17 protein-coding genes, 1 other RNA gene and 1 pseudogene are annotated in these 24,352 nt (G+C 56.1%); 4 read left to right on the plus strand and 15 right to left on the minus strand.

Annotated elements, in window-relative coordinates; all coding sequences use genetic code 11:
• Window positions 1-22: 22 nt before the first annotated feature.
• The 4 genes from ACF8K2_RS16150 to ACF8K2_RS16165 all read right to left on the minus strand — a co-directional run bounded on the left by ACF8K2_RS16150 (window position 23) and on the right by ACF8K2_RS16165 (window position 4,364).
• On the minus strand, window positions 23-1,060 hold the full coding sequence (locus ACF8K2_RS16150; RefSeq protein WP_392465964.1) for a helix-turn-helix transcriptional regulator: 1,038 nt from the start codon (window positions 1,058-1,060) through the stop codon (window positions 23-25).
• 308 nt (window positions 1,061-1,368) lie between these two features.
• On the minus strand, window positions 1,369-1,578 hold the full coding sequence (locus tag ACF8K2_RS16155) for a hypothetical protein (protein WP_392465967.1): 210 nt from the start codon (window positions 1,576-1,578) through the stop codon (window positions 1,369-1,371).
• A gap of 509 nt (window positions 1,579-2,087) precedes the next feature.
• Complete coding sequence (locus ACF8K2_RS16160) at window positions 2,088-3,956, minus strand: DNA/RNA helicase domain-containing protein (RefSeq protein ID WP_392465969.1); 1,869 nt, start codon at window positions 3,954-3,956, stop codon at window positions 2,088-2,090.
• A gap of 24 nt (window positions 3,957-3,980) precedes the next feature.
• Window positions 3,981-4,364, minus strand: a complete 384-nt coding sequence (locus tag ACF8K2_RS16165; protein ID WP_392465971.1) for a nucleotide pyrophosphohydrolase — start codon at window positions 4,362-4,364, stop codon at window positions 3,981-3,983.
• Between the two features lie 771 nt (window positions 4,365-5,135).
• On the opposite strand from ACF8K2_RS16165, the gene ACF8K2_RS16170 reads away from it, so the two are divergent.
• Window positions 5,136-6,431, plus strand: a complete 1,296-nt coding sequence (locus ACF8K2_RS16170) for an AAA family ATPase (RefSeq protein WP_392465972.1) — start codon at window positions 5,136-5,138, stop codon at window positions 6,429-6,431.
• Window position 6,432: 1 nt separating this feature from the next.
• Complete coding sequence (locus ACF8K2_RS16175) at window positions 6,433-7,068, plus strand: HNH endonuclease (protein ID WP_392465974.1); 636 nt, start codon at window positions 6,433-6,435, stop codon at window positions 7,066-7,068.
• Between the two features lie 100 nt (window positions 7,069-7,168).
• On the opposite strand, the gene ACF8K2_RS16180 is transcribed toward ACF8K2_RS16175, so the two are convergent.
• Both ACF8K2_RS16180 and ACF8K2_RS16185 read right to left on the minus strand, forming a co-directional pair.
• Window positions 7,169-10,441: a DEAD/DEAH box helicase gene (locus tag ACF8K2_RS16180; protein WP_392465976.1), complete on the minus strand. Its 3,273-nt coding sequence runs from the start codon at window positions 10,439-10,441 to the stop codon at window positions 7,169-7,171.
• A 218-nt stretch (window positions 10,442-10,659) separates the two neighbouring features.
• Window positions 10,660-10,844: pseudogene (locus ACF8K2_RS16185) on the minus strand (hypothetical protein); the annotation flags it as partial.
• A 502-nt stretch (window positions 10,845-11,346) separates the two neighbouring features.
• Between ACF8K2_RS16185 and ACF8K2_RS16190 the strand changes: the two are divergent.
• Both ACF8K2_RS16190 and ACF8K2_RS16195 read left to right on the plus strand, forming a co-directional pair.
• A complete protein-coding gene (locus ACF8K2_RS16190; RefSeq protein ID WP_392465978.1) occupies window positions 11,347-11,739 on the plus strand; it encodes a hypothetical protein in 393 nt (130 codons plus the stop codon).
• On the plus strand, window positions 11,740-12,339 hold the full coding sequence (locus ACF8K2_RS16195) for a toll/interleukin-1 receptor domain-containing protein (RefSeq protein ID WP_392465980.1): 600 nt from the start codon (window positions 11,740-11,742) through the stop codon (window positions 12,337-12,339).
• Window positions 12,340-12,804: 465 nt separating this feature from the next.
• Here ACF8K2_RS16195 and ACF8K2_RS16200 read toward each other — a convergent pair whose 3' ends face one another.
• The 9 genes from ACF8K2_RS16200 to ACF8K2_RS16240 all read right to left on the minus strand — a co-directional run bounded on the left by ACF8K2_RS16200 (window position 12,805) and on the right by ACF8K2_RS16240 (window position 24,327).
• Window positions 12,805-13,080, minus strand: a complete 276-nt coding sequence (locus tag ACF8K2_RS16200; RefSeq protein WP_392465982.1) for a hypothetical protein — start codon at window positions 13,078-13,080, stop codon at window positions 12,805-12,807.
• Window positions 13,077-14,057: an integrase domain-containing protein gene (locus ACF8K2_RS16205; RefSeq protein WP_392465984.1), complete on the minus strand. Its 981-nt coding sequence runs from the start codon at window positions 14,055-14,057 to the stop codon at window positions 13,077-13,079. The genes ACF8K2_RS16200 and ACF8K2_RS16205 overlap by 4 nt, the downstream gene beginning before the upstream one ends.
• A 946-nt stretch (window positions 14,058-15,003) precedes the next feature.
• Entirely contained in the window at window positions 15,004-16,260 is a 1,257-nt protein-coding gene (locus tag ACF8K2_RS16210; RefSeq protein ID WP_392465987.1) for an integrase domain-containing protein, read from the minus strand.
• A 187-nt stretch (window positions 16,261-16,447) separates the two neighbouring features.
• Window positions 16,448-16,839: a transfer-messenger RNA gene (gene ssrA / locus ACF8K2_RS16215) on the minus strand.
• Window positions 16,840-16,942: 103 nt separating this feature from the next.
• Window positions 16,943-17,239: a hypothetical protein gene (locus tag ACF8K2_RS16220; protein WP_186556518.1), complete on the minus strand. Its 297-nt coding sequence runs from the start codon at window positions 17,237-17,239 to the stop codon at window positions 16,943-16,945.
• A gap of 105 nt (window positions 17,240-17,344) precedes the next feature.
• Entirely contained in the window at window positions 17,345-17,605 is a 261-nt protein-coding gene (locus ACF8K2_RS16225; RefSeq protein WP_264236898.1) for a DUF3077 domain-containing protein, read from the minus strand.
• 948 nt (window positions 17,606-18,553) lie between these two features.
• Entirely contained in the window at window positions 18,554-21,364 is a 2,811-nt protein-coding gene (locus ACF8K2_RS16230) for an FAD-binding and (Fe-S)-binding domain-containing protein (protein ID WP_392465997.1), read from the minus strand.
• 77 nt (window positions 21,365-21,441) lie between these two features.
• Window positions 21,442-22,587 (minus strand): FMN-dependent L-lactate dehydrogenase LldD, encoded by a 1,146-nt coding sequence (gene lldD, locus ACF8K2_RS16235; RefSeq protein ID WP_264236901.1) that lies wholly within the window; start codon window positions 22,585-22,587, stop codon window positions 21,442-21,444.
• A gap of 69 nt (window positions 22,588-22,656) precedes the next feature.
• Entirely contained in the window at window positions 22,657-24,327 is a 1,671-nt protein-coding gene (locus tag ACF8K2_RS16240) for a lactate permease LctP family transporter (RefSeq protein WP_186556514.1), read from the minus strand.
• Window positions 24,328-24,352: the final 25 nt, after the last annotated feature.

A 24,352-nucleotide genomic window follows, 5' to 3' on the forward strand; every position in this document is an offset into this window, starting at 1 on the left:
ATATCCTTTTGATCGTTGAAGGTCAGGCGGGTTGCAGTTGCTGGGTTGCGTGAGTGTTCTGGTACAGCGCCTGCATTGAATTCAGTCGCTCGCATACTTCGTCCACCCATACCTGGGGCGCATGCAGGCGAATGTTTTCATTCAGTGCGAAGATCCACCACAGCGTTTCGCGGTCTAGCGGCACGGTGGCGTGCAGGCGGTGCCAGCCCTGCTCGGAAACGTCGCTCAAAGTCTGCTGCTGGCTCAACGGCGTTTCGTTGAGCAGGGCAGCGATCTGCGGGCGAACATCGGCGATCAGCTCGACTTGGGCCTCGGCCTCTCGAAAGCTGAAAACGCCGCTGGCGATGTAGGCATCCACGTCGAAGCTTTCATGTTCGTGTCCGGCCTCTTCGAGCAATGCCGCTTCGGTGATCCGGTGCAGGGCGAATTGGCGCAGGTCGCTGTAGCCATCCACAGAAGCCAGCAGGTAGCTCACCGCATGGCGCGATACCAGGCCAGCCGGGTGCAGGCGAAAACGCTTGAGTTCACCCTTGCTGCGGCTGCGGTAGGCCACTTCCAGCTGTTTGCGCTCCAGGAGGGCGGCCGATACTTGGGCCCAGGTATGTGCGCTGACTTGCGCTGGGAGCAGGGTTTTGCCGTTGGGCAGTGAGCGAACCCGCTTTGCCCAGTCGGCCAGGCCGTTGCCACCCAGGCCATTGAGGAAGTTACGGGCCCGGCGGAACTGCGGGCCCAGTTGGTCCAGAACGCTTTGCGGCAGGATCGGGCTTAAGTGGCTTTCCGACAGGAACAGCGCCAGTGCCGTGGGCGCGTCCATGTCTTCCAGCTTGAGTGGTGCCTCGCGGGTGAAGCTCCAGCGGAAGGGAGTTTCGCTGTCATCGCACTGCAGGGAGAACGGTATCGACAAGCGGTTCAAGTCACGCTGGATCGAGCGCAGGGTGACCGAGAAGCCTCTGTCACGAAGCTTTTCGAGCAGGGTCGGGGTTGCAATACGCTGAGGTTCGGTGGGGATCAGGCGTAGCAAGGCGAACAGCCTGAGCAGCGTATCCTTCGCTTGGGACATGGTAACTACCTGGTTCTATGTCTCTACTGAGCGCCAGCAGATTGGCGTCAAGTTGGCAGGAATCCTACCCAATTGAATGGCTTTGTGCCATCAGTTGTTCAGGGAGATAGCCTTCTTTCAGCCTGCGGCGGGTCGCTGTCTTTCGCGCTCGCGCTTCATCTCGCTGTATTCGCGGTAGAACTCGTAGCCCTTGGTCAGCACCACGAAGAGTCCGATGGTGGCGAGCAGGTTTTTCATCGTGGGGCCCTCTAGAGGATGTGGGTCATTGTCCAAGCCTGCACGACAACCCGTGTCGCGCGGGCGAAAATTTAGCGGTGGTCAGTCAGGAATAGTTCCAGCCGTGTCTTGAGCACTTCTTTGGGGGTAGCCGTGCGACGGTGAGGCGAAGGGGTATCGCAGGAGGGGCAGTGGGTGAACCAGTCATGGTTCAGCAACAGCACGTCACTAGCTGGGAGGAAGGTCTTCTTCCAGGAGCAGTTCTGGCAGACGAGGGTAAAGGGCGGGGGAGCGATTGGCATGGCTGCACCTAATGATTACCAAGTGCAGTCAGGATGACAGTGGTGGCGACAGTCTATGTCGTGCTTGTCGAGGTACCTTGGAAAGGTCCCTCAGGCACTGATTGGTATTCCAATGATTAGCACCAGATGGCCTTGAATACCGCTTGGGTGGGATATCCGATGGCTGGAACTCAAAAAACTCTCAAAAGACCGCAAAAGCGCTGGAGGCCGCGTATTTACTGGATCGCAAGCAAAAAAAAAGACGTCCGCGGACATCTTTTTTTGATCATTTGGTGGCCGGGGTAATCTGAAACAAGTCGGTATCTATCTGTTTTGGCTAGTAAATAATTGTTTGGTCAACTTGCTTGGAATACCAGTTGGAACGCTGCGTGGTCTGGATTCCGATGGACGGTGCTTTTTGAGCTCCGCCCTCCAAAACTAATCGGGGCTGAATCTATCAAGCCAATGGTCGAGCTGTTGATTGTTGCCCCTGCGCTCGCAGGTACAGGGGCTCCTAGCAAACGATACCGTCAATGATTGCTGTGTTGGCTAAGCCGACTCTCGAAGTATTGCGCAGTCTCTTTGTCGGTGCAGTACAGGTAGCAACCCTTCATTCCGCGTGTCATCAGGGTTCGGTATGTATTCTTGATGATCAGGTCTGTTTCATTCTTCGCGAGGGTAGGTTGCTCTTTCATCATTTTTTTCCAGCCGCGAATCGATTTATCGTGCTTGTCGCGCTCATCCGGGGATGTCACTACCTTACCGTCACGTACGACTAGGTCTGGCCCGATGATCACCCCGATGTAGTCGACTTCCAAACCTTGGCAGGTATGAATGCAGCCAACCTGCTCGATGGAGTTCTCAGCGATGATCCATAGGCTGCCATCCTGATCCAGGTTCCATTGGCGTTTGTAGTCACCAATGACGATATCAGCAGCGGTGGGGTCTTTCTTGCTCAACCAAGGCCAACAATAGCCCGCGACCACACGAGCTTTGTTTCCGTGGTTTTTCTCGTTGATTGCTTCATGCATCGCCTGAGGTGAGTCGAACACCTTAAACTCGTACTCTTGAGCCTCAAGCATCGGATTTGCCGTCGAGCGAATGCCTAGCGTGTCATCCAGCCATGCCAGGTAACCGTCAGAACCACTGCAGCGAAACTGCGAAGACAGCACGTGTTCTTCAACCACAGCACCCTTGGCTTTTGCAAAGGCGCGTATCGCCTGCTTGCTGCCGATATCGCTTAAGGTTACACGCTGGTCTTCATCAATGAAGAAAATTGAGCATTTCGCTGAGTCAATCAGCTCTTTGATTTGGTTCTCCCCAAGGTTTCCGTAAAGCCCGCTTTTCTCATTCAGCCGGTGAGCTTCGTCCACGATAAGCGCATCGAATGTGTTGGGCTCAGTGTCGATGAATGCCCCAGACCCTGAAAAGAAATTCGAGAAATGGCTGCGCTTGATGGTGCCAACCAGTTTGCTTTCGTAGACCTTGCGTGGGGCAGCATTCTTGGAGACGTATTTGCTCATCAGCTTCAATTCGGTGAGCTTCACCAGCAGATTGATAGCCAGAACAGTTTTCCCGGTGCCCGGTCCACCTTCGATGATCATCACCTTGGGGGCTTGGTCCGAGGCCTCGCTTGCCGCCGCCAGCGCCGACTCAAAAATTGCTTTCTGATCGTCAATCAATACGAACTCGGGTTTGCCTTTCATCAACCCCCCGAGCGCTTCGGCTAGTGCCTTGGAGGGGCGAATTTTTCCTTCGGACAGCTCGTAAAGAATCTCTTTGTTGTCGCCATGACTTATATGCTTTTTCAGAAAGCTTCTGAGTTTACTGAGCTCTTCCGGGCCTTTCAGAAACAGCGGAGCCTTGCTGATGTGGGGCTCGTAGTGAGCAGAATCTATGACGCCGTCGCTGACGTAGTTATGGAGGTAGGCACACGGACGGATTTCGATGCTTTTGTCATACACCGCCTCGTTGAAGCCTTCCAACAGCGCTGCATATGACCACACCTGATAGGACGGGTGAATGGTCTCAATGAGGCCACCACCCAATGCCGTTTTGACGATGGCATCCTTGGTTGTGGCGTTGGCCTTACTCCATTGCTTCAGCTCGATCAGTACGGCCTTTTTTGCCTGGTTTTCGTCGCGACCGGTGAGTAGAAAGTCGATTCGCTTCGACGACTGCGGAATGTGCAATTCAATGGCCAGGCCTGCATCGCTCGGCAGGCCCTCGTCTCTAAGGACCTTGGCCATGTACGTCAGGGATCCTTGCCACGACCTGATTTCCGAGGTGCCAACGTTCTTGCCGGTAGCTTCCTTGTAATGCCTGAGGATCACCTCCTCAATGTCATCGTTATCGTTGTCTTTGAGAAATTGCTGTTTGGTCGCAGCGTAAACGATCACGGGTTGTCCTTAGATGCGCGTTGGTCAGAGTCGGTCGTACTTTTTGCTGTTGCTTTTGGCTTTATCTACGGGGTACTTCTGGCCGTTCGAGGCGAGTTTCCGTGTCACCGCTTCGTTGAGATCAACGCCGAGTACGCTGCTCAGGCGAACCAGGTACATCAGTACGTCCGCCAGTTCATCCTTGACGGCTTGGCCGATTTCGGGATCTGTTGCAGCTGAGATCGAATCGGCATCGCTCATCCATTGGAAAATCTCGCACAGCTCGCCTACCTCGCCAGTGAGAGCAAGGATGAGATTCTTGGGGGAGTGGAACTGCTGCCAGTCGCGATCATCTGCGAACCGCTGTAGGGATGCGGCAAGCTTCACTACGTCAACCAGTGGCGCGGATGAGCTGTCTGAGTCACTCACGGAGTTATCTCTTGGGCGTCGGTGGGGGAAATCTGTAGGAAATCCGGCCTTGGATTGTAAGAGTTTTTGCTGTGTCCGCAGATTTTTTTGATTTTGACCTGATGGCTGCCGGCCAGATTGCTCAGCAGTGCTCGCTATCCGCCGTCTTGCTATGGCAGCAGCGTCGCAACGCCGTTTAATTGTTTACAGGGACTTGAGGGCTGACAGTGGCGCCTGGTTGTAGGCATTCCGGCACGACCTGGGCCTTGAAAGATATGGGGTAAGAGCTTCGTTGGCCCATGGCACTCCTTGCGATAAGGAGGATCGCGTCCACTTTAAATAGGCGGACACCACCGCCCTTAATGCAGGAGTTTGGAAGGAGTGTTCACTGGACGCTTACGCATTTGGGATGGGTCTCATCGCGATATCCAGCTCTTTCGTTGGACTCAGCTTTACGGCGCGATCACCCTCAGTCGAATGGTTGCCCAACCGTGGTCACAAACCGCGCGTGAATCCACGTTAGCGCTCGGCTGGCCTGACGGTCGCTTCTCACCGATCAAAGTCCTGGCCGGCTCTGCATTGCGCCTGGTTTCGAGCAGATACCTCGCGCGCCGAGGAGAGGAATCTTGGGCGCTATCCAAGGGGCCGATGATCAAGCGGTGATGTCATGTTGACATCGATGGCGCGCTAACCATAAATTCCGCTGACGAGCTGTCCCCATAGCCCAGCACTAAATTAAGCAAATTGTGATCGTTCTGCTCGCAGGAGCATATTGATTTATAGGGATGTAGTATGAAGTTCCAGGTTGAGGCAGTTAATGTCGGTAGAGAATTTGTTCAGATTAGCTCTGAAACATATAATTATCACAATGTATACACCTTATTGGTTGGTCGAAATGCGGTAGGTAAGACCAGGGCGTTGAGTAAAATCGCAAACGCATATATTTTTTCAGATAGACGAGAAAACTCAGCTCATGAAGTGGTCGAGTCGCCTAGGTCTGTTTCGCAGCCATCACAAGTGATTGCTGTTTCGAATAGCAGGTTTGACCGGTTCCCAAAGCCGAATCCATATTTTATTAAAGAGCGTGAGCTGAAGGGATATCATTATCTTGGCCTCTCAGGCTTTCGATCATCACCTGGCTCAGTGATATCAAAATCGATAGCTAATTTGATTTCAAGATTTGAAATCGAAAGGGATCGGTCTGTTAGGTTTGACTATATTTTAGATTACATTGGATTCCTTCCGCGCGTTATTCTAGAGCTGAGAATCAATTCAGCGCTTTTGCCACAAAGAAACGGAAACTCGCGAGCGTACTTGGAGGATGCAATTCGTCGTACAGAGAGTGGCTTTAAATACGATTTTGAAAAGGAAATTTTGCCAGCGATTTCGTTTTTTTCTAATGGATTCAAAACAAGTCGAGCTTCGACAGTTAGGTACGATTTCGATACAGGTATGTGGGGTCAAGATGGTGTGGGCGAGTACATGCATATTTTGCCTGTGCTAATTGAGTGCGGGCTTCTCAAGGTTTTCCGAATACATCTCTATGACAAGAAAACAAAAGATAGAGTGCTGCTGGATCATGCTAGCTCAGGCCAGCAATGTATGTTTTTAATGTTCTTGGGAATGTCCTCTTTGATCAAGGATGGCTCACTGATTTGTATAGATGAGCCAGAGATAAGTTTGCATCCAAAATGGCAGTCTGAGTTTATTGGGATCCTTCAGGGGGCGTTTTCAAACTATCGAGGGTGTCATTTCATTATTGCGACACACTCTCCTCAACTAGTTGCGGGCTTGACATCGGAGAATGGGTTCGTCGCAGATTTAGAAACCAGTAATCTTTTGCGCCCAGAGGATTATGCAAAAAAATCAGCTGACTATCAGCTGAGCGAAGTTTTTCATGAGCCCGGCTATAAAAACGAATATCTCATCAGGACTCTTCTCGTTATCCTGTCCAAAGTTAATAAGGGGCAGCCTCTTTCAAGGTTGGATAGGTCAAAGCTTAGGGAGTTGGAATATGTGAGAGACCGTCTAGATGAATCGGATCCAGTGCTTCATCTTCTTGATCAAGTAAAAGTTATGGCTGGTTAACATGATCAAGGTGAATTATGAAGGCGCTATCAAAGACTTTGTTGATGCATATGACAAAGTTGATCATGATCTCTGGAATGGCACTGCTGGGCCAATTTTGGCAGTTCGGAAGTACATTCGTGATCACTACTTGATACAGCAAGGCTATCGGTGTGCATATTGCAAGATTGAGAAAAAAGAAGAGCATGGTTATACATGGGATATCGAGCATATACTAGCCAAGTCTATTTATCCTGAGTTTCTATTTCATCCTGAGAATCTCGCGATCGCTTGTAAGGAGTGCAATAATCCTAAAGATGATCACGATATTTTAGTTGGGGTGAGGTCAGTCTCTTATCCGCGGGGTGTTGGGCGCTATAAAATCATTCATCCTCATTTTGATATTTATGAGGATCATATTGAGATTGCTGTGGTGGATGGAAGGCGTATTTACAGGGTTCTCAATAACGGCAAAGGAAAAGCTACATATGCGCTGTGCAATTTGAGTAGGTTTGACTATAAATATGCCGGTTGGGATTCATTTGATTCGGCAATGGTTGCGGAGTTTTCGCGCTTCCTCGACAATTGCCCGGCTGACGCAAATCCGGCCGAGATCAAGAGAATGCTCGGTCATCTGAGTTTCGTTGAGCGCCACTAGTGGTTCGCAGTTAAATAGGTTCCAGTGTTCAAGGGAACCTATTTGCTAAAACCTGGCACTATCTTGATGTGAGGGATACCTTGGGTACCACCACCGCGGCCTACCCACTGCAAACGATGTCCATATCACACCCAATCGTTTCCTTGAGATATGCCACAGCGGCGGCCAGCACGAGGTTTTGATCAGCAGTACGATTACCAGCAGATAGACCCGGCTGAACAATCAGAATTTCGGCTTCAATGGGTTTGAAGCGTGCTGTCTTGATCAAGTCATTGAGCCTCACCCCATTTCCAGCAAGGTAGCGCGTTGGACGGTGCAGGGAGCGCAGCCGATCCTCACGTCTTTGCATGTGCTTACCGAGTTCAGAAAAGCGCCATTTCCATTTGGCCGACCTGACCGCTTGGGAGCAGACCTCCACGACATCTTTCACGCGTTCGCCTGGGGTGTCTCCTCCGGCATATTTGCAGTGGATCAGCGCAAGTCGTATACGATTATCTTCCTCCTTGAGACAGACAAGATCCGCGGCCTCACCGGCTCCGTCGTCGTCGAAAACGATCTCAAAATCACCCTGGATGAAGTGCTGGGCGGCTTTCCACTGAACAGAGTCAGCACGTGCAATGCCGTCTTTCCAGTAGGATTCTTTTGTGATGTCGACCCCTGCCCAGTCCCAAGCCTCGAAGCGCTCTTCTCCGATTTCAAGATGCCTAGGGTCTTTAGGCTCGATAAGCATGTTGCCGTCCAGCTCACTCAGGTCGACGAACCGTACCAGCGGTGGGTATGAACTCAGATATTGGCTGAGCGCCCCTGACGCTTTCCCTATGGTAAGTTCGACTGCCTCACCGCTTGTCTGTGCGACGACGAAGCCGGTCTCTTCGCCTACCGTTAAGGTGAAATCTGCGAACTGGCCGGCCTCGTCACAGTTCAGGGCAAACCTCATGCTGTTATCTCGCACATCAAGGTATTTCAGATCGACGAACGTGATAGGAAGGCCGTTTGGAAACGCCCGCGTGGTGAGCACGACCCTGTCTTCCGCAATACTCATGATTTCAGCCGGCCACTCGACAGCAAGCACATTCCTGTCGCTTGGAAACGCTGTCACTTCCTTAGGAATGAGGACGTTTGCAATGATGTCATCGACAACGATACTGTCATCGAGAAGTTTGGCGCCAGCCGCAGCGCACCAGTGAACGAACTCCGGTATGGAGCCTTGCTCTCTCGACCAGACCCTCCCTTTGTACGAGCAGCCAACAGAAACGCGCTCTCCATTTTCCCAACCGGTACCACTGACATTGTTCTTAACGGAGCCGCTACGCTCGGCTACACCGAGTGCTACCGCAACGTCGGCGCCTGTGTACATGGCGTAGCTCAAATTACGCCGACCGTGTTTCTTGACGCCCATGTTCTGAAACACCAAGCGGTTTATATGGCCGAGTATCCGAAACATCTGTTCGCCATGGATTAGGTCTGCTTGCCCAGTGACTTCTTCCGCTAGCTCTGGGAACAAAGAACTATGATCAGTTGAAGACAGGAATAGCAGTTCAAGCTCCGGATTGTGGTGGAGGACGAAGAGTGTCCACTCACGGTCGAGAACGCCTTTGGTATTAGTCCAGCGAACCCTGCCTTCGGCGCGGGTGACGAAGTAAAGCGTACGCATTTCTCGGTTGAGCCAGACCCCTTCAATGTGAAGTTGTGGGGAAAGCCCGTGGTGGAACCGCTCGGGAAAAAACTGTTGAGCCCTGTAAGCGGCAGTGCTGAAAACTGGGCGGAGTAATTGAGGCGATAGAGAAATTTTCGAGTCGCCTTCCTCATCCAGACGTTCGGACGCCTGCAGGAACTCAATCAACTCCCTGTGCTCCCGGACAGCATTGGAACTCAGCTCGCTCAGTACCTGATTCCAGTCGGCGTCTTCGCTATATAGGCGCTCCAGTGAGTGGGCGACATCTTGGTCGCCAATGTTGGCCACCACCGTCGCCTCGCCGATGTTCCTTCCTGCCACGCGGGTGAACCGCCCGATAAACTGGAGCGTGATAGCCAAACTCCGATGACTGTCATGGAGCGCAGCCACTTTCAGCTCGGGCAGATCAAACCCTTCGCCCAGCATGTCGACGCAGATCACGACCCGGGACACCCCTGAGCGCAGATCGGCCAGCCTAGCTTCAGTGTCGTTGACCTTTGAATGAATCAGGATTGGCTGAAACTCAGGCGCGAGGTGTCGGTAAAGACGTTCTACGTAGGTTGCACGGACAATACTGCTGCATCGGGCTAAGAGCAGGTGATTAAGCCCCGCGTTCAAGTCACGTCGTAGCGTAGCCAGGGCTGTCACGGCGATCGCTTGGTCGGCTTGGGTGCCACCACTCGGCTGGTGAACAGGCTCGAAATGTATTGGCTTGAAATATCCGTCACGCTGCGCGGCGGCAAGTGAGTAGTTGAAAATCACTTTCCCGTCGACGAGTTCACCGTCTCTGCGAAAAGGCGTCGCAGTAAACTGCAAAATGGGCAGCGAGTGAAACGCTGATCTTAGCCCGCTCCAGGTTTTGGCGGGGACATGATGGGCTTCATCCAGTATCAGTGATTTGCACCGTTGAGCCATCTCAGCAGCGAGCGGGCTACTAGCTTCGAATGCCAGTGAACTAATGGTGGAAACCACCACATTGCATTGGGTGAAGATGTCCAAATCTGCCAGCGTCTTGGGTTTGGATGTGATCAGCCCGACTACTGGATTTTCCACTTCGTTTGGCAGCACCCCCAGAGCGCGCAGCAGTCCCAGACTCTGAAACTTGTTCGCAGTCTGTTGGCGTAGAAGATCCCAAGGAACGACCACAAGTGTGGGCGAATGGCCGTACGCCGTCAGCGTAGCCAGCATCGTTTCAGTCTTTCCGGTGCCGGTGGGCATCACAATCGTTGCAGGCTGTGTATTGAGGCTCCAGTGAGCCCCGATGGCAAAGAGAGCGCCTAACTGGGGCGGTCGCAATCCCTCCTGTCCTGTTGGGACTTGCCCATTGGCGTCACGTTGTTCCGCTCGATATGATAGTTGATTTTGCCAGCTCCCCGCCGCATCGCTGGCTACATCGGCCCACCCAGATTCGAGGACTCGGGCTTTGAGATCGATAAGGAGGCGATGAGTCCTCCAGACGACTTTGTCCTCTCGCAGATGAATGATCCCATCCACTCCGTCGGGCAAAGTCACATTGGGCCGGTTGGTGAGTAGGACGCGGCTACCACACTCAAGCAGCCACAAGCGTTCTCTGATGCGGGGCGACACGTTCACCAAGGTCTCATTGATGACTCGGGTCGTGATAGCTGGCTGTAGCTGATGCCGGATCTTTCCTACAGAGCAGCGTTGCTCGTAAACCACTGGTGGGAGCACAACCATCAGAATCCTCCTTGAATGACCTATCGTTGAGCGCTGCTTTAGGGGAGGATTATAATCTAGATGGCTGAATGATGGCGCGGGTGGCACGCATTCATGTTAACAAGGCTCGTTATTGTAGTGACGGTTATCTCTGAATCCGGGGATTGTTGACAACTTAAACTCTCACCTGCGCTGATTTCAGATTTTCAGATACTTTCTCTGTAAGCACGAGGCTTGGCTCAGGTTGGAATCCTGACACCAGGCTCTGTACGAAATAGATGTCGCAAGCACCGCATAGAACAAGCTAGTGAGAGCATAGCGGCGTAGCTTTTCGCGAATTTGTCTGGCGTGCCACGATATTACGGTTCTCTTTCAGCCAGCCAGACATATGCTTGATGATATTGCGCTGTCGGTGGTTTCGCCGATAAACATGCGAATGATTTAAAAATCACAGTTACCGACCTCCATAATCTTGGTTGAAAGGCATGCGAAAAATCGGCCATCCATAATATTTTAACTGTGGTTTGCACAAAGGTAGAAGTTTTTCCGAAGCATTATAGCCGTACGTTCAAAGATCTCCGAACTTTTACGCCTAATAACTCGATCCAATCACTTGAGTAAGCTAGCTATCTTGTGCCAACTTAAAACAACCTCTGCGTCACCGTAGTGAAAGGTATAGCGCCGGAACAGCGGTTAGAAGGTCGCCGTCAAATTGCCAGTCAAAAATTATCGTTTCCTTTTGATTGCTAGGGGCTTCCGAATAAGTCGCAATCAGTTGCAATTGACCTGAAAGTGTGGCAAATTACCACCCTTAAAAATACGGTTCTTGGAAATCTCGTAGTATATTAAAAAGGACAGAAGCTACCGTGAGTGACTTAAATATTCTTCTCATCACAAGCCTCGCAACCCCCAAAAAAGAAAATTAAATGCTCAATAATCCTTATGTAATAGCTTTGGGCATTCCATTAATACTATTGCTATGTGGTGCGGTAGCCAAAAAACTAGTCCGAGGCGGCGGATGGCGGCAGTCCGATTTCTATTTAGGAGTAGAGCTTGCATTAGCCTCACTAGGCTCAGCAATGGTGTATTTCTATGATTTGCAAAAAATTGTTGAAACTGCTCCGTCTGACAAAATAACTGCAACAGCAACCTTTCTTGCTATCTCTTTCTTTCTTCTGCTCTGGATACTTTCCACACATCAGGACTGGGAAGGAAGAACAGCCAATCCCACTGGGCAGATTATTTGGCTAGGATTGATTTGTAACTTGGTTGGAGTCTCTCTCTTTGCAGCCTTTATCATCATGGTCAAGGGGACTTAAATGAAGCGCAACGAACTTGAAAAAATAGTTCCAGCAGCTATTGCTTTAGGCGCATTAATAGCGCTTATGGTGTATTTCGTTGAGCCTTGGAATGGTATCGATGGGTCGCTGGTTACAATAGTTGCTTTAATGGCATCAGTCTACGCAGCTATATCATCCATATACCTGTCTCGCACCATGCAGAGGAAGAATAAACTTCGCCGGGTTTTTATAATTCATGCAATGGAAGACTCCGGGGAAGCTCAGAAACTTGCCAGCGGTTTAAAAGCGTTAGGGTATAATCCATGGGTTGATGTTGAAGATATTACGCCCGGGCAACGAATTGAGGAGGCTATTAAAAATGGTCTTTCCGAAAGTTCTGCCGCGATATTGATTGTTTCAAGTAATCTTGATTACGACAGTAGGTGGGTGACGCAACAGTTAAAAGCCGCACTTAGTACAATGAGCTCCAAGGATAAGTTTTCAAGTCCAGTAATTCCAGTGCGGCTTGATGACTCAAATCTACCTAATGTTTTATCTGGTATTCATGCAGTGGATTTGCGGGATGAAAAAAGTTTAGAGAGCCTTGATAAAGGATTGAGGCGCGTACTTGGAGCATAATAAGGTATTACTTGAAATGCTCTGAATGCTAATTCAAGAGGATAGCCTGTTGGGCTATTCTCTTTATTTTCTCATGCGTACTTAAATTTTTAATTATCGTTCATGACTCAACCGAACATGAGTGCTCAAAAAGTGAAGCTTAGGCTCTGCATGGAAAACCTAGATGCATCGATGATGCTGCGTTGAAAGCCGTCTCGGAGTTCCTATATGTATACGTAAGCTCCGCTTTCTCGGCTGTTCTCGTCTCGTCTGAACTTGGTTTTAAAGCTCTTAATGCAAACTCTAGTGCTGGAGCACAAAAGCTCGGATCAAAGACTAAAAAGACAAGAATTGATCTAGTTGTCCCATTGCCACAAAAGGAAGAAATAAAGGCTCTTGGCTCTCGCAGGGATCCTGTGTTGGAAGTCTGATGCGCCGCTGACGGTGTCGACGTCGCCCATGTGGCGCGATAGCAGCCGGTCTCACTCAGAGATCGAAAACCCATTTTTTTTGTAAACGACGAGCGAGCAACCTCACCGTCAGCAAGTAGTAATACCGCGTCGCTTCACCGCGTAATTTTAAGCGATGCTTAAGAAACCAAACCACATGCTTTTTTTGCCACGCCCAAGGTACTTCTCGCTGCCAGCGCGCTGCAATTTCGGCCTGGATGATTTTTGCCTGTCGCACGTGGCGCTGCCGGGTTGCGTGCGACCCGCTTAACACGCCAACCAAGAACAACTCCATATCGAACGGCTTGCTCATGCCCGTCCCCCAATGTAGGCCGCAACCACATCGATCCGACTGTGCCCCAGTTCATAGCTGATTTGTCTCCGGGCATCATGATCAAGGTTCCGATCTAACGGGCAACATTGGCCGCCGTTGATAGGCGCGCGGTGTTGAGTGATTTGCTCATAGCGCTCACAGGCATATGCCGCCCGTAGCTCATGGAAGCCCTTGAAGTTGTGTGCATGCAGGACCTCCCGCGCAGGGCGGATGATTTGATGCAGGACATTTAGGTAGCTTTCGTGTGGCGCAATCAGGTTGCGGCTACCCGCAGGTGACACCTGCCGTGCAAACCCAAGTGCGCCTCGAACATGGTCGTCCACCGCAATCCAACGTGGCGCCGAGGCGCCGGCGCGGCCGCCTTTGGTGCCGTCCTGAATGTTTATCCTGCCTACGTCATCAGCCTCGCGGCTTAGCCGTGGCAGATCAGCCAAGATGGCCTCACGCAAGCGCATGCCGGTAGCTCGCGCCAACAAAACAATCGCGGCAGCTCGTAGCTGATGTTGGCTGCACAACGTATTGACGATCTGTTTAACCTGTTCGCGGTCTTGGCCCTGCGGCACCGACTGTCGAACCCCGCTGCGCTGCATACCCAATGCCTTGCTCGGACTGGGCAATTTCACACACTGATCACCGCGCAGCGCCGCCATTGTCCTGTTAACGCTGGATAGGCGGTTTTGTGCGGTGCTGATGGCGAGGCTACCGCACTCAACCGCATTGCGCAGATACGCCGCATAGTCCGCCAATACCTTGCGATCAATTTGCCGCGCATCATTGATACCTGGCCCCTGTCCGGAGCGGCACCACTTCACGAATGCCTGCCAGCGATCACAGTGCGCCTTGACCGTGCCGTAGTGGCCACCGCCAAACATGTCTTTCAGCGCCTGCGGTCCTGCGTAGCTCAATTGCCTGCCGTAGCCGAAATTGCGGCCATTGCGTTTGCCCACCAATGCCATGTCGAATCACCTCATCGTTCGCTCTCCGATCCTCGCCCCACGTCATCCCGCCAAGAATGTTGAGTGTTATCAGGGATCAAGGCCCCTGCGACCTGTGGGGAATGTCCACTACGCGGGACTGGCGGCTCCTTACGTCCGGGAGCAAGGGCATCTCATGATCTGGCCTCCTGAACACCGTTACCGGTGGGCGGGTGGAGGCAGCATTGGCTGACGAGACCAGCGCCTGAAGATCCTGAGCCAAGTGCAAGCAGCAATGCGATGACCGGGGCATGCCTGACTGTCAGTCAGGTGCAGTCCATTCCTTGGTCTGCGGCACCATCATCTACATGGCTGTTGCTGGTGACATCGGCGTTTGTCACGCCGATTGTCACGAGGGGGAATGCCGCAAAGCCATGTGCGATCAGGGCTGCAGCAGTGGTAGAAGTGCCCGTCTCTTTCCAGAGAAAGAGACGGGCACAGGTTGGCGCAAGATTCGGCCAAGCGGATAGGTTGCTGCAGGGCAGCGAGGTATGGTGTATCTGGCGCACGAGCGCAATACGTGTAAGAGCATCCATCACATGGGTAGTGACCGGGCGAGCTGCCGGATGCGAATCGCCCTTGGGGAGAACCACCGCGGGAGCGGCGTGACCTTTAAGGTTCGGGTCACCTGGGGTGCTGTCATCGACAGCCTTTGCACGGCCAGTTCTACGCCTGTGGATAAACCCGGTCAAGGGCCGAAATTCAGCGCTCTTGGGGTCGTGAAAAGCGGTTATCCATTGGTGGAATTCCGTGGTAAATCCCGGACAACGTCGTGGCTTTTAGCTCTTCAAAGTGAGGTCCATCCAAACAGGGCGGCTTTGCAGCCCTGTTTGGATGGACCCGCGCTGAGAAGCGGATAAGCGAGGCTGCTTACCCTGAATCTTGAGCGCTCAGTTGCTGTCGCCGCCGTTATTGCGCCTGTACAGCGCTAGCGGATCGGCACCACGTTCTTGTCTCTGACTTGGCCATACGCTGAGGCAAGCAAGCTACCGGTCGCGGCTTTCTGGATGTAGTCACTCCACCAGGCCATCATCGGGCGCCGTCGCTCAATGTAGTCGGCTCGGTTGTAGGCGCTGCGCACCTCATCCTTGTCGACGTGCGCCAGTGCGACCTCAATGAGTTCCGGATCCCACCCATGTTCATTCAAGATGGTGCTGGCCATCGAACGCATGCCGTGGCTGACCAACCGATCTTGGAAGCCCATACGTTTCAACGCCATGTTGGCGGTCTGGCTATTGGCGTGGGTGCGTGGATTTCTATCGGCCGGAAAGACGTATTCGCGATGGCCGCTGTGAGTCTTCAGTGACTCCAACAACGCGACAGCGTGATCACTCAACGGAATGCTGTGTGGGCGGCGCTTCTTCATACGCTCCGCAGGGATAGTCCAGACACGCCTTTCAAAATCGATGTCTGCCCAGCGAGTAGTCGCCGCCTCGGCGGGGCGAGTCATCGTGTGCAATTGCCATTCGATCAAGCAGCGGGTGGTGCGTTTGATGCTGGCGTTCGCGATCTCCAGCATGAGCTCGGGGAGTTCTTCGGGTGGCAGCGCAGCCATGTTCTCTTTCTTGGGCTTCTTGAATACTGCCCGGATGCCGGTCAGCGGGTTGGCGAAGATCAGGCCGGAGTTTACGCCGTAGGTCATGATCTCGTTTAGCCGCTGGCTAAGACGCTTGACCGTCTCCAGGCTGCCTTTCGCTTCGATTGGACGAAGCAATGCGATCACCATCGGCGCGGTGATTTTTGTGAGTGGTGTCGTCTTCAAATCGGGGAACACGTGCAGCGTGAGCGACCGCCAAATGTCCTCGGCGTAGGCCGGGGTCACCGAGTCTTTTTTGAGCTCGAACCAGGCGGTGGCCACGTTCTCGAAGGTATGTTCCGTTTCTGCGCGCTTGGCTTCATTCAGTGTATTGCGCTGCACCTTCGGATCGATACCTTGGGCGAGCAGCTCGCGCGCTTCGACTGCCTTCTTTCGTGCGTTCGCCAGTGACAGTTCGGGGTAGGTCCCGAAGCCGATGTTGATGCGCTTCTTGGTCACCGGTTCGCGGTAGTTGAAATTCCACAACAACGAGCCGTTGTTGCGTACCCGGAGCTGCAAACCGTTACCGTCCGTGAGGACATAATCCTTGGACGCGGGTTTGACTCCCTTGAGCTGTCGATCGGAGAGGCGGAGGTTTTGAGCAGGCATGAGATTGTCCTCAAGCACTGATTCGGTATTCCAAAGATTAGCACCGGGTGAGGTGGAATACCGCCTGGAATACCCGAACGGCTGGAACTCAAAAACTCTCAAAAGACCGCAAAAGCGCTGGAAGCCGCGTATTTACTGGATCGCAGGCACAAAAAAAGACGTCCGTGGACGTCTTTGATTGATCATTTGGTGGAGCCGGGGGGATTTGAACCCCCGTCCGCCAGTACTCCGCTGTCGGTACTACATGCTTAGCCGTCTCTACTGAGTTAATCCGCAGCCGCCCGAGTGGCAGGGTGCTTTGGACGAGTTGGGTAAGTTTTAGTCGCTTTGCCCCCAACGTGCTACACGACGATCCTGTTCTGTATGACAATCACTTCGGGTTTACAGGCATCCCCTAGTGATTGCTGGAGCCGAAGCTACCAGGAGAGCGGGCTCAGCTGCTTACGCAGCGAGAGCGTAACCCTCGTAGTTTTCGTCATTGGCAACTATAGAAAGTTGCAACAGTGGATTTACGAGTTCTGTTACCAACTCGGCATGCACCTAGAGTTTCGTGACCGGCGTCGAATCCTAATCGGCCCCACACTCAGCTCTAGCTGAACGTGCTTTTCAGCACGCAAGGCGGAGTATACGCCTTTGCGCGGGCGACGTCGACAACTGGTCCTGTCGTCGCCCGTGCCGGGCCTCACGCGCCGCCGCTACCGCCGCTGGTGCCGCTGCCTTTGTCGGTTTTCTCCAGGCGTTCGAGCACTTTGCTGGTAATGGCGATGCATTCTTTGGTGTCGCCGGAGGCCTGGGCGGCCTTGGCTTTGTCGACGTGCTCGGTGAGGGCTTTGTCGAGGCCTTCGGAGGTGGCGCCGGCGGTGGCCATGCTGTCGTCGATTTTCTGCAGGTTCAGGGCGCACAGGTCGTCGGCGGCGAACACGGGGGAAGCCAGCAGGGTGGCCGCCGCGAACAGGGCTGAGAGAGCAGTACCTTTCATGGGTGTCTCCTTCTGCAAGGCCTCTGGAAGGTGGGCCTGAAGGGTGGACTGTGGCGTTTGGGCGTGGGTTCAATCCAAGTGCTGGCTGGCAGATAGGGCGCGCTGTCAGGGCTGGGCGTTGGGGTAGAGTTTGCCCAGTTCGATGTCATCGGCCACGGCCTTGGCGAAGGCGCTGAGGTAGCGGGCTGCGCCGAGGGCCATGTGATCGCCGTTGATCTCGGCTTCGAGGGTGAGGTGGCGGATCAGGCCGAGCATGGTCGAGAGTTCTTCGAAGGCGCGTTCGGCGGGGACGCCGGGCAGGATGCGGTAGAGGTCGAGGAAGGTTTCGCTACCGGCGGTTTTCCAGTTTCTGAGGTCGTGGGTCATCTGATCATTCCTTGATAGCTGCGGGGGAGGGGGTGTTCGGGTTGGGGGTGGCCCGGGTGCAGGTGTCAGAGGGGGTGAGCAGTTTGAGGTGGGGTGGGTCGGGGACGAGTTTTTTCATGGTGCAGTTCCTATATTTCCAACGGGAGCTACCTCCAGAATCCCTCTCACAGGATAAGGGTGGCGGCCATGCGTGGGGTGAGAGACCGGCAAATATAGGAAACCCGGCCAGGCCGAAGCCTGCCCACGCACGACTGCCATAGCAGTACTGCTGTTGGAACCTATAGCCGGGCTCTCACACCCGTTCGCCAAATATGACGACCCGAGGAAATTAGCCCTGATGCTCGTGCTCAACAACAGCGAAACGGCTGTAGCGGTCGTAGGGTAATTCCCAAGCGTGGTTGAGCTGAAGTATTTGGTTGCAGGTTCGGAAATGTCTTACGGCTGGAGGCCGTAGGCGAGGGCTTTGCCCTCGATCGCAGGCAAGCCAGCTCCTACAGGGTTCGCGGCGGCTATGGATGAAGTGTTCATTCAGATTCACGGGGTTCGCGGCGGCTATGGATGAAGTGTTCATTCAGATCCCCGGGGTTCGCGGCGGCTATGGATGAAGTGTTCATTCAGATTCACGGGGTTCGCGGCGGCTATGGATGAAGTGTTCATTCAGATTCACGGGGTTCGCGGCGGCTATGGATGAAGTGTTCATTCAGATCCACGGGGTTCGCGGCGGCTATGGATGAAGTGTTCATTCAGATTCATGGGGTTCGCGGCGGCTATGGATGAAGTGTTCATTCAGATTCATGGGGTTCGCGGCGGCTATGGATGAAGTGTTCATTCAGATTCACGGGGTTCGCGGCGGCTATGGATGAAGTGGTCATTCATAGGCCCGCAAAGGGCCCGGGGCGATCATGGATGATGTGATCATTCAGATCGCCCCACAAACACCGCGCTCGATCAGATACTCCGCGCCCGGGTCACGCGGTCTACCAGATACACCAGCCCGTGATAGTCGATCCCACTGTGGCTCGACAGGCCAATCTCGCAGGTGCGGCTGGTCGAGATGCCTTCGCTGCAATACTGAACCGCATCCTTGAGGCTGCGCAGCGAGTGGGCGTTGAGCTCTGGGGTGGTGAAGCCTTTGTCGCCGGCGAAGCCGCAGCAGTGAATGCCTTCGGGGATCACCACCTGTTTGCTGCAGCGCCGCGCCAGGTCGATCAGCGCCTGGCTTTCGCCCAGGTGCTGGGTGCTGCAGGTGACATGCACGGCCACCGGCTCCTCCTGGGGGGTGAACTCCAGGCGCTCAAGCAGGTGGGTGCGGATGAAGCGCACCGGGTCGTACAGGTCCAGGCGGGTTTCGCCCAGGTCTTGCACCAGGCGCAAGGTGCAGGGGCTGGTGTCGCAGTAGATCGGGTCAAGCCCGCCGCGGCTGGCATGCAGCAGGGCGTTGATCAGCTCCTGGCGCTTGTGCTCGGCCTGCTCGGCGTAGCCTTTGGAGGCGAACGGCTGGCCGCAGCACAGGCTGTCGGCGTTGTCGGGGAACACCACCTGGTAACCGGCTTTCTCCAGTAGGGCGCGGGTCTTGTCGAGCAGCGAACTTTGCTCGCGGTCGGCGTAGGCCGGGCCCATGACACGCGATACGCAGGCGGCCAGGTACACCACCCGTGGCCGGGCGTCGTTGCTTGCCGGGCCGAAGTCGATGGCGCGCAGTGGCTGCGGCATCGCTGGGGTCCACTGCGGCAGGCGGCCGTTGCTGGCTTTGCTCAACGAGGCGCTGATCCGCCCCAGACGTGGCGCGCCGAGCAGCTTGCGTGCGCCGTTGGCGGCGGCCAGGGTAAAGCGCGCGCCGCGCAGGGCGGTGTGGAAGTGCTCGGCCAGCCAGTCAGCGGTCTTCTCGTGCTCGGCGGCCTGGCCGCGCAGTTTCTTCACCAGTTCGCCGGTGTTGATGCCGACCGGGCAGCGCTGGGCGCACAGGCCGGTGGCGGCACAGGTGTCGATGCCTTGGTATTGATAGCTGCGCAGCAGCTCGCGCACGTCTTCGCCGGCGCGCTTCTTGGCCTGGATGTCGCGCCACATGACGATGCGTTGGCGTGGGCTGAGGGTCAGGCCTTTGGACGGGCAGACCGGTTCGCAGAAGCCGCACTCAATGCACTTGTCGACGATCTCGTCGGCCGCCGGCAGGGGCTTGAGGTGCTTGAGGTGGATGGCTGGGTCTTCGCTCAGGACCACGTCCGGGTTGAGGATGCCGTTGGGGTCGAGCAGGCGTTTGAGCTGCCACATCAGTTGGTAGGCGTCATGCCCCCATTCCAGCTCGACGAAGGGCGCCATGTTGCGTCCGGTGCCGTGCTCGGCCTTGAGCGAGCCGCCAAATTCGACTGCCACCAGCTGCGCGACGTCGTCCATGAACGCTTGGTAGCGCGCCACTTCCTGTGCGCTATTGAAGCCTTGGGTAAAGACGAAGTGCAGGTTGCCTTCCAGCGCGTGGCCGAAAATGATCGCCTCGTCATAGTGGTGCTTGTCGAACAGCTGGATCAGCCGGTTGACGCCTTCGGCCAGTTGCTCGACTGGGAAGGTCACGTCTTCGATGATCACCGTGGTGCCGGTTTGGCGTACTGCGCCGACGGCGGGGAAGGTGTCTTTGCGGATCTTCCACAGCAGGTTGTACACGGCCGGGTCTTCGCTGAAGTCGACTTTCTGCTCCAGCGGGAAGTCGGCGATCGAGGCCATGATCAGTTCGAGTTGCTCGTGCAGCAGGCTCTGGCTGGCGGCGCGCGACTCGATCAGCAGGGCGCAGGCGTTGTCCGACAGCGCCTTGACCCACACCGGCATGCCGGGCTTGTCCTGCACCGAGCGCAGGCTGCGGCGGTCGAGCAATTCGACGGCGGACACCGGTTGGCGCTTGAGTACCGTCACCGCCTTGCAGCAGCTTTCCACGGTCGGGAAGACGATCAGTGCCGAGGCCTTGTGCGGGTGGTCGAGCACGGTGTCGTAGGTCACCGCGCTGATAAAGCCCAGGGTGCCTTCGGAACCGACCAGCAGGTGCTGCAGGATATCCAGCGGTTGGTCGTAGTCCACCAGTGCGTTGAGCGACAGACCTGTGGTGTTCTTCAGGCGGTATTTGTGGCGGATCTTGGCCGCCAGTTCGCTGTTGGCGCGGGTCTCGCGGCCGAGCCGGGCGAGTTCGCCGAGCAGCTCGGCGTGGCTCTGTTCGAAGGCGGCGACGCTGGCCGGATCTTCACTGTCCAGGCGGGTGCCGTCGGCCAGTACCAGGCGCAGGCCGGCGAGGGTGTGATAGGTGTTTTGCGCAGTGCCGCAGCACATGCCGCTGGCGTTGTTGGCGACGATGCCGCCGATCTTGCAGGCGTTGATCGAGGCCGGGTCGGGGCCGATCTTGCGCCCGAACGGGGCCAGCCAGGCGTTGGCCTGGGCGCCGATCACGCCGGGTTGCAGGCGGATCTGCTCGCCTTGGCGACGAATCTCCTTACCGTTCCAGTTATCCCCCAGCACGATCAACACCGAGTCGCTGATGGCCTGGCCAGACAGGCTGGTGCCGGCGGCGCGGAAGGTCACTGGCACGCGCTCGCGCTGGGCCAGGTGCAGCAGGCCGACCACTTCGTCCTCAGACTCGACGCGCACTACCAGCTTGGGGATCAGCCTATAGAAGCTGGCATCGGTGCCAAAGGCCAGGGTCGAGGTCGGGTCGTCAAAACGGCGGTCTGCGGGGATCAGGCGCTCGGCATCTCTGAGGAACGCGGCAGGCAAGCTCATGCAATCTCCTCGCGGGGCCGTCGCGTCTGTTGCGCGAGGTGCCCCGGTGATTATCAGGCGGTATTGGGTGCAGGCGTTCAGGCGCCCAGTTCGCGCACCAGCGAATCGCGAGTGATCTCGCTGATCGACTTGGCGCCAGTGAGCACCATGGCGACGCGCATTTCTTTTTCGAACAGCTCGAGCAGGTTCTTCACCCCGGCTTCGCCATGGGTGGCCAGGGCCCAGAGGAAGGCGCGGCCGATCAGCACGCTGTCGGCGCCGAGGGCGATCATGCGCACGACGTCGAGGCCGCTGCGGATGCCGGAGTCGGCGAGGATCTTGATCTCGCCTTTGACCGCATCGGCAATCGCCGGCAGGGCGCGGGCGCTCGACAGCACGCCGTCGAGCTGGCGGCCACCGTGGTTGGACACGACGATGCCGTCGGCGCCGAACTTGACGGCGTCACGGGCGTCTTCCGGGTCGAGAATGCCCTTGATGATCATCGGGCCGTCCCAGAACTCGCGGATCCACTCCAGGTCTTTCCAGGAGATCGACGGGTCGAAGTTGTTGCCCAGCCAGCCGATGTAGTCGGCCAGGCCCGTGGGGTTGCCTCGATAAGTGGAGATGTTGCCTAAGTCGTGCGGGCGGCCCATCACGCCGACATCCCAGGCCCACTCGGGGTGGGTCATGGCTTGCAGCACGCGGCGCAGCGGGCCGTTCTTGCCGCTCATGCCGGAGTGGGCATCGCGATAGCGCGCGCCGGGTACGGGCATGTCGACGGTGAACACCAGCGTCTTGACCCCAGCGGCCTTGGCCCGCTCCAGGGCGTTGCGCATGAAGCCGCGGTCCTTGAGCACGTACAGCTGGAACCACATCGGCCGGTTGATGGCCGGGGCGACTTCTTCGATCGGGCACACCGACACCGTCGACATGGTGAACGGAATGCCGTGGGCGGCTGCCGCACGCGCCGCCTGCACTTCGCCGCGGCGGGCGTACATGCCGGTCAGGCCGACCGGAGCCAGGGCGACCGGCATGCTCAGGGTCTCGCCGAACAGCTGCGTCTGAAGGCTCAGCTCGGACATGTTCTTCAGCACCCGCTGACGCAGGGCGATGCTGGCCAGGTCTTCGACGTTATGGCGCAGGGTGTACTCGGCGTAGGCGCCACCGTCGGCGTAGTGGAACAGGAACGGCGGCAGCTTGCGCTGGGCCGCGGCGCGATAGTCGGTGGAGGCAGAAATGATCATGGAATCTCGCTGCAAAGGTTGAAAGGGGCGGCTGCCGGATGCGCCGTGACGCATCCGGCCCCTGTCACTTTAGTGGTGAACCAGCATGCCGGTGAGCCAGTACGCCTGGACCAGGGTGATCAGGCCGACGATGGTGGCGAAGAACAGGCTGTGCTTGACGGTGAAGCGGAACAGGTCCGATTCCTTGCCGACCAGGCCAGTCGCGGCGCAGGCCACGGCGATCGATTGCGGCGAGATCATCTTGCCGGTCACGCCGCCGCTGGTGTTGGCCGCTACCAGCAGGGTGTCGCTGACCCCGATCTGGTGCGCAGTGGTGGCCTGCAGCGAGCCGAACAGGGCGTTGGACGAGGTGTCCGAGCCGGTCAGGAATACGCCCAGCCAGCCCAGGAACGGCGAGAAGAACGGGAACGCAGCGCCGGTGCCAGCCAGAACCAGGGCCATGGTCGAAGACATGCCCGAGTAGTTGGTGACGAAGGCGAAGGCCAGCACCATGCCGATCGACAGGATCGGCCAGCGCAGCTCCCAGAAGGTCTCTTTAAAAGTGGTCAGACCAGTTTTGAAGTTGATCTTCAGCACTGCCATGGAAATCAGTGCGGAGAGGAAGATCGCCGTGCCGGTGGCCGAGATCGGGTCGAGCTTGAACACCGCTGGCATTGCAGTGGGTGCGGCGACGATCGGGGCGGTCTTAATCACCAGCTGGTCGAGGTGCGGGATGGCGAAGTTGAACACGAAGTTGTACATCGCGCCGCCCGGGGCGAAGGCGGCCTTGAACGGCTTCAGGGTCCAGATGGTCACCAGCACGGTGAGGATCAGGAACGGCGACCAGGCCTTGAAGATTTCACCCAGGCTGTACGGCGAAGGCTGGCTGCCGCTGGACTGGACCACGGCGGCGCCGACGCTGCCCTTGGCTTCGGCGAACGAGCGCTTGGGCTGCCACACTTTCAGGAACAGGGTCAGCGATACCAGGCTGGCCAGGGCCGAGGTGATGTCCGGCAGCTCTGGGCCGATGAAGTTCGAGGTGAAGTACTGGGTCACGGCGAAGCTCAGGCCGGCGACCAGGGCGGCAGGCCAGGTTTCTTTGACGCCGCGCAGGCCGTCCATCATGAACACCAGCCAGAACGGCACGAACAGCGACAGCAGCGGCAGCTGGCGGCCGGTCATGGCGCCGATGTGGAAGGCGTCGATGCCAGTCACTTGGCCGGCGACGATGATCGGGATGCCGAGCGCGCCGAACGCCACGGGCGCGGTGTTGGCGATCAGGCACAGGCCGGCGGCATACAGTGGGTTGAAGCCCAGGCCCACCAGCAGCGCGGCCGTGATGGCCACCGGGGCGCCGAAGCCGGCGGCGCCTTCGAGGAAGGCACCGAAGCAGAAGCCGATCAGCAGCACTTGCAGGCGTTGGTCGTCGGTAATCGACAGCACCGAGCTGCGGATCACTTCGAACTGGCCGCTCTTGACCGTCAGTTTGTACAGGAACACCGCGGCAACGATGATCCAGGCAATTGGCCAGAGGCCGTAGAGGAAGCCATAACCAGCGGCGGCCAGGGCCATGTCCACTGGCATGTTGAAGGCGAAGATCGCTACCAGGATCGACAGCCCGAGCGTGATGCTACCGGCCACGTGGCCTTTGAGGCGGAACACGGCGAGGGCGAGGAAGAAGAATACGATGGGGATGACCGCCGCCAGTGCGGACAGGCCAAGGCTTCCCAGAGGGGTATAGAGTTGTTGCCAGGTTTGCATATGGGGTGGCCCCTAATTGTTGTTG

This window comes from Pseudomonas sp. xss_2 (assembly GCF_043104195.1).
GTDB classification, from domain to species: Bacteria; Pseudomonadota; Gammaproteobacteria; order Pseudomonadales; family Pseudomonadaceae; genus Aquipseudomonas; species Aquipseudomonas urmiensis.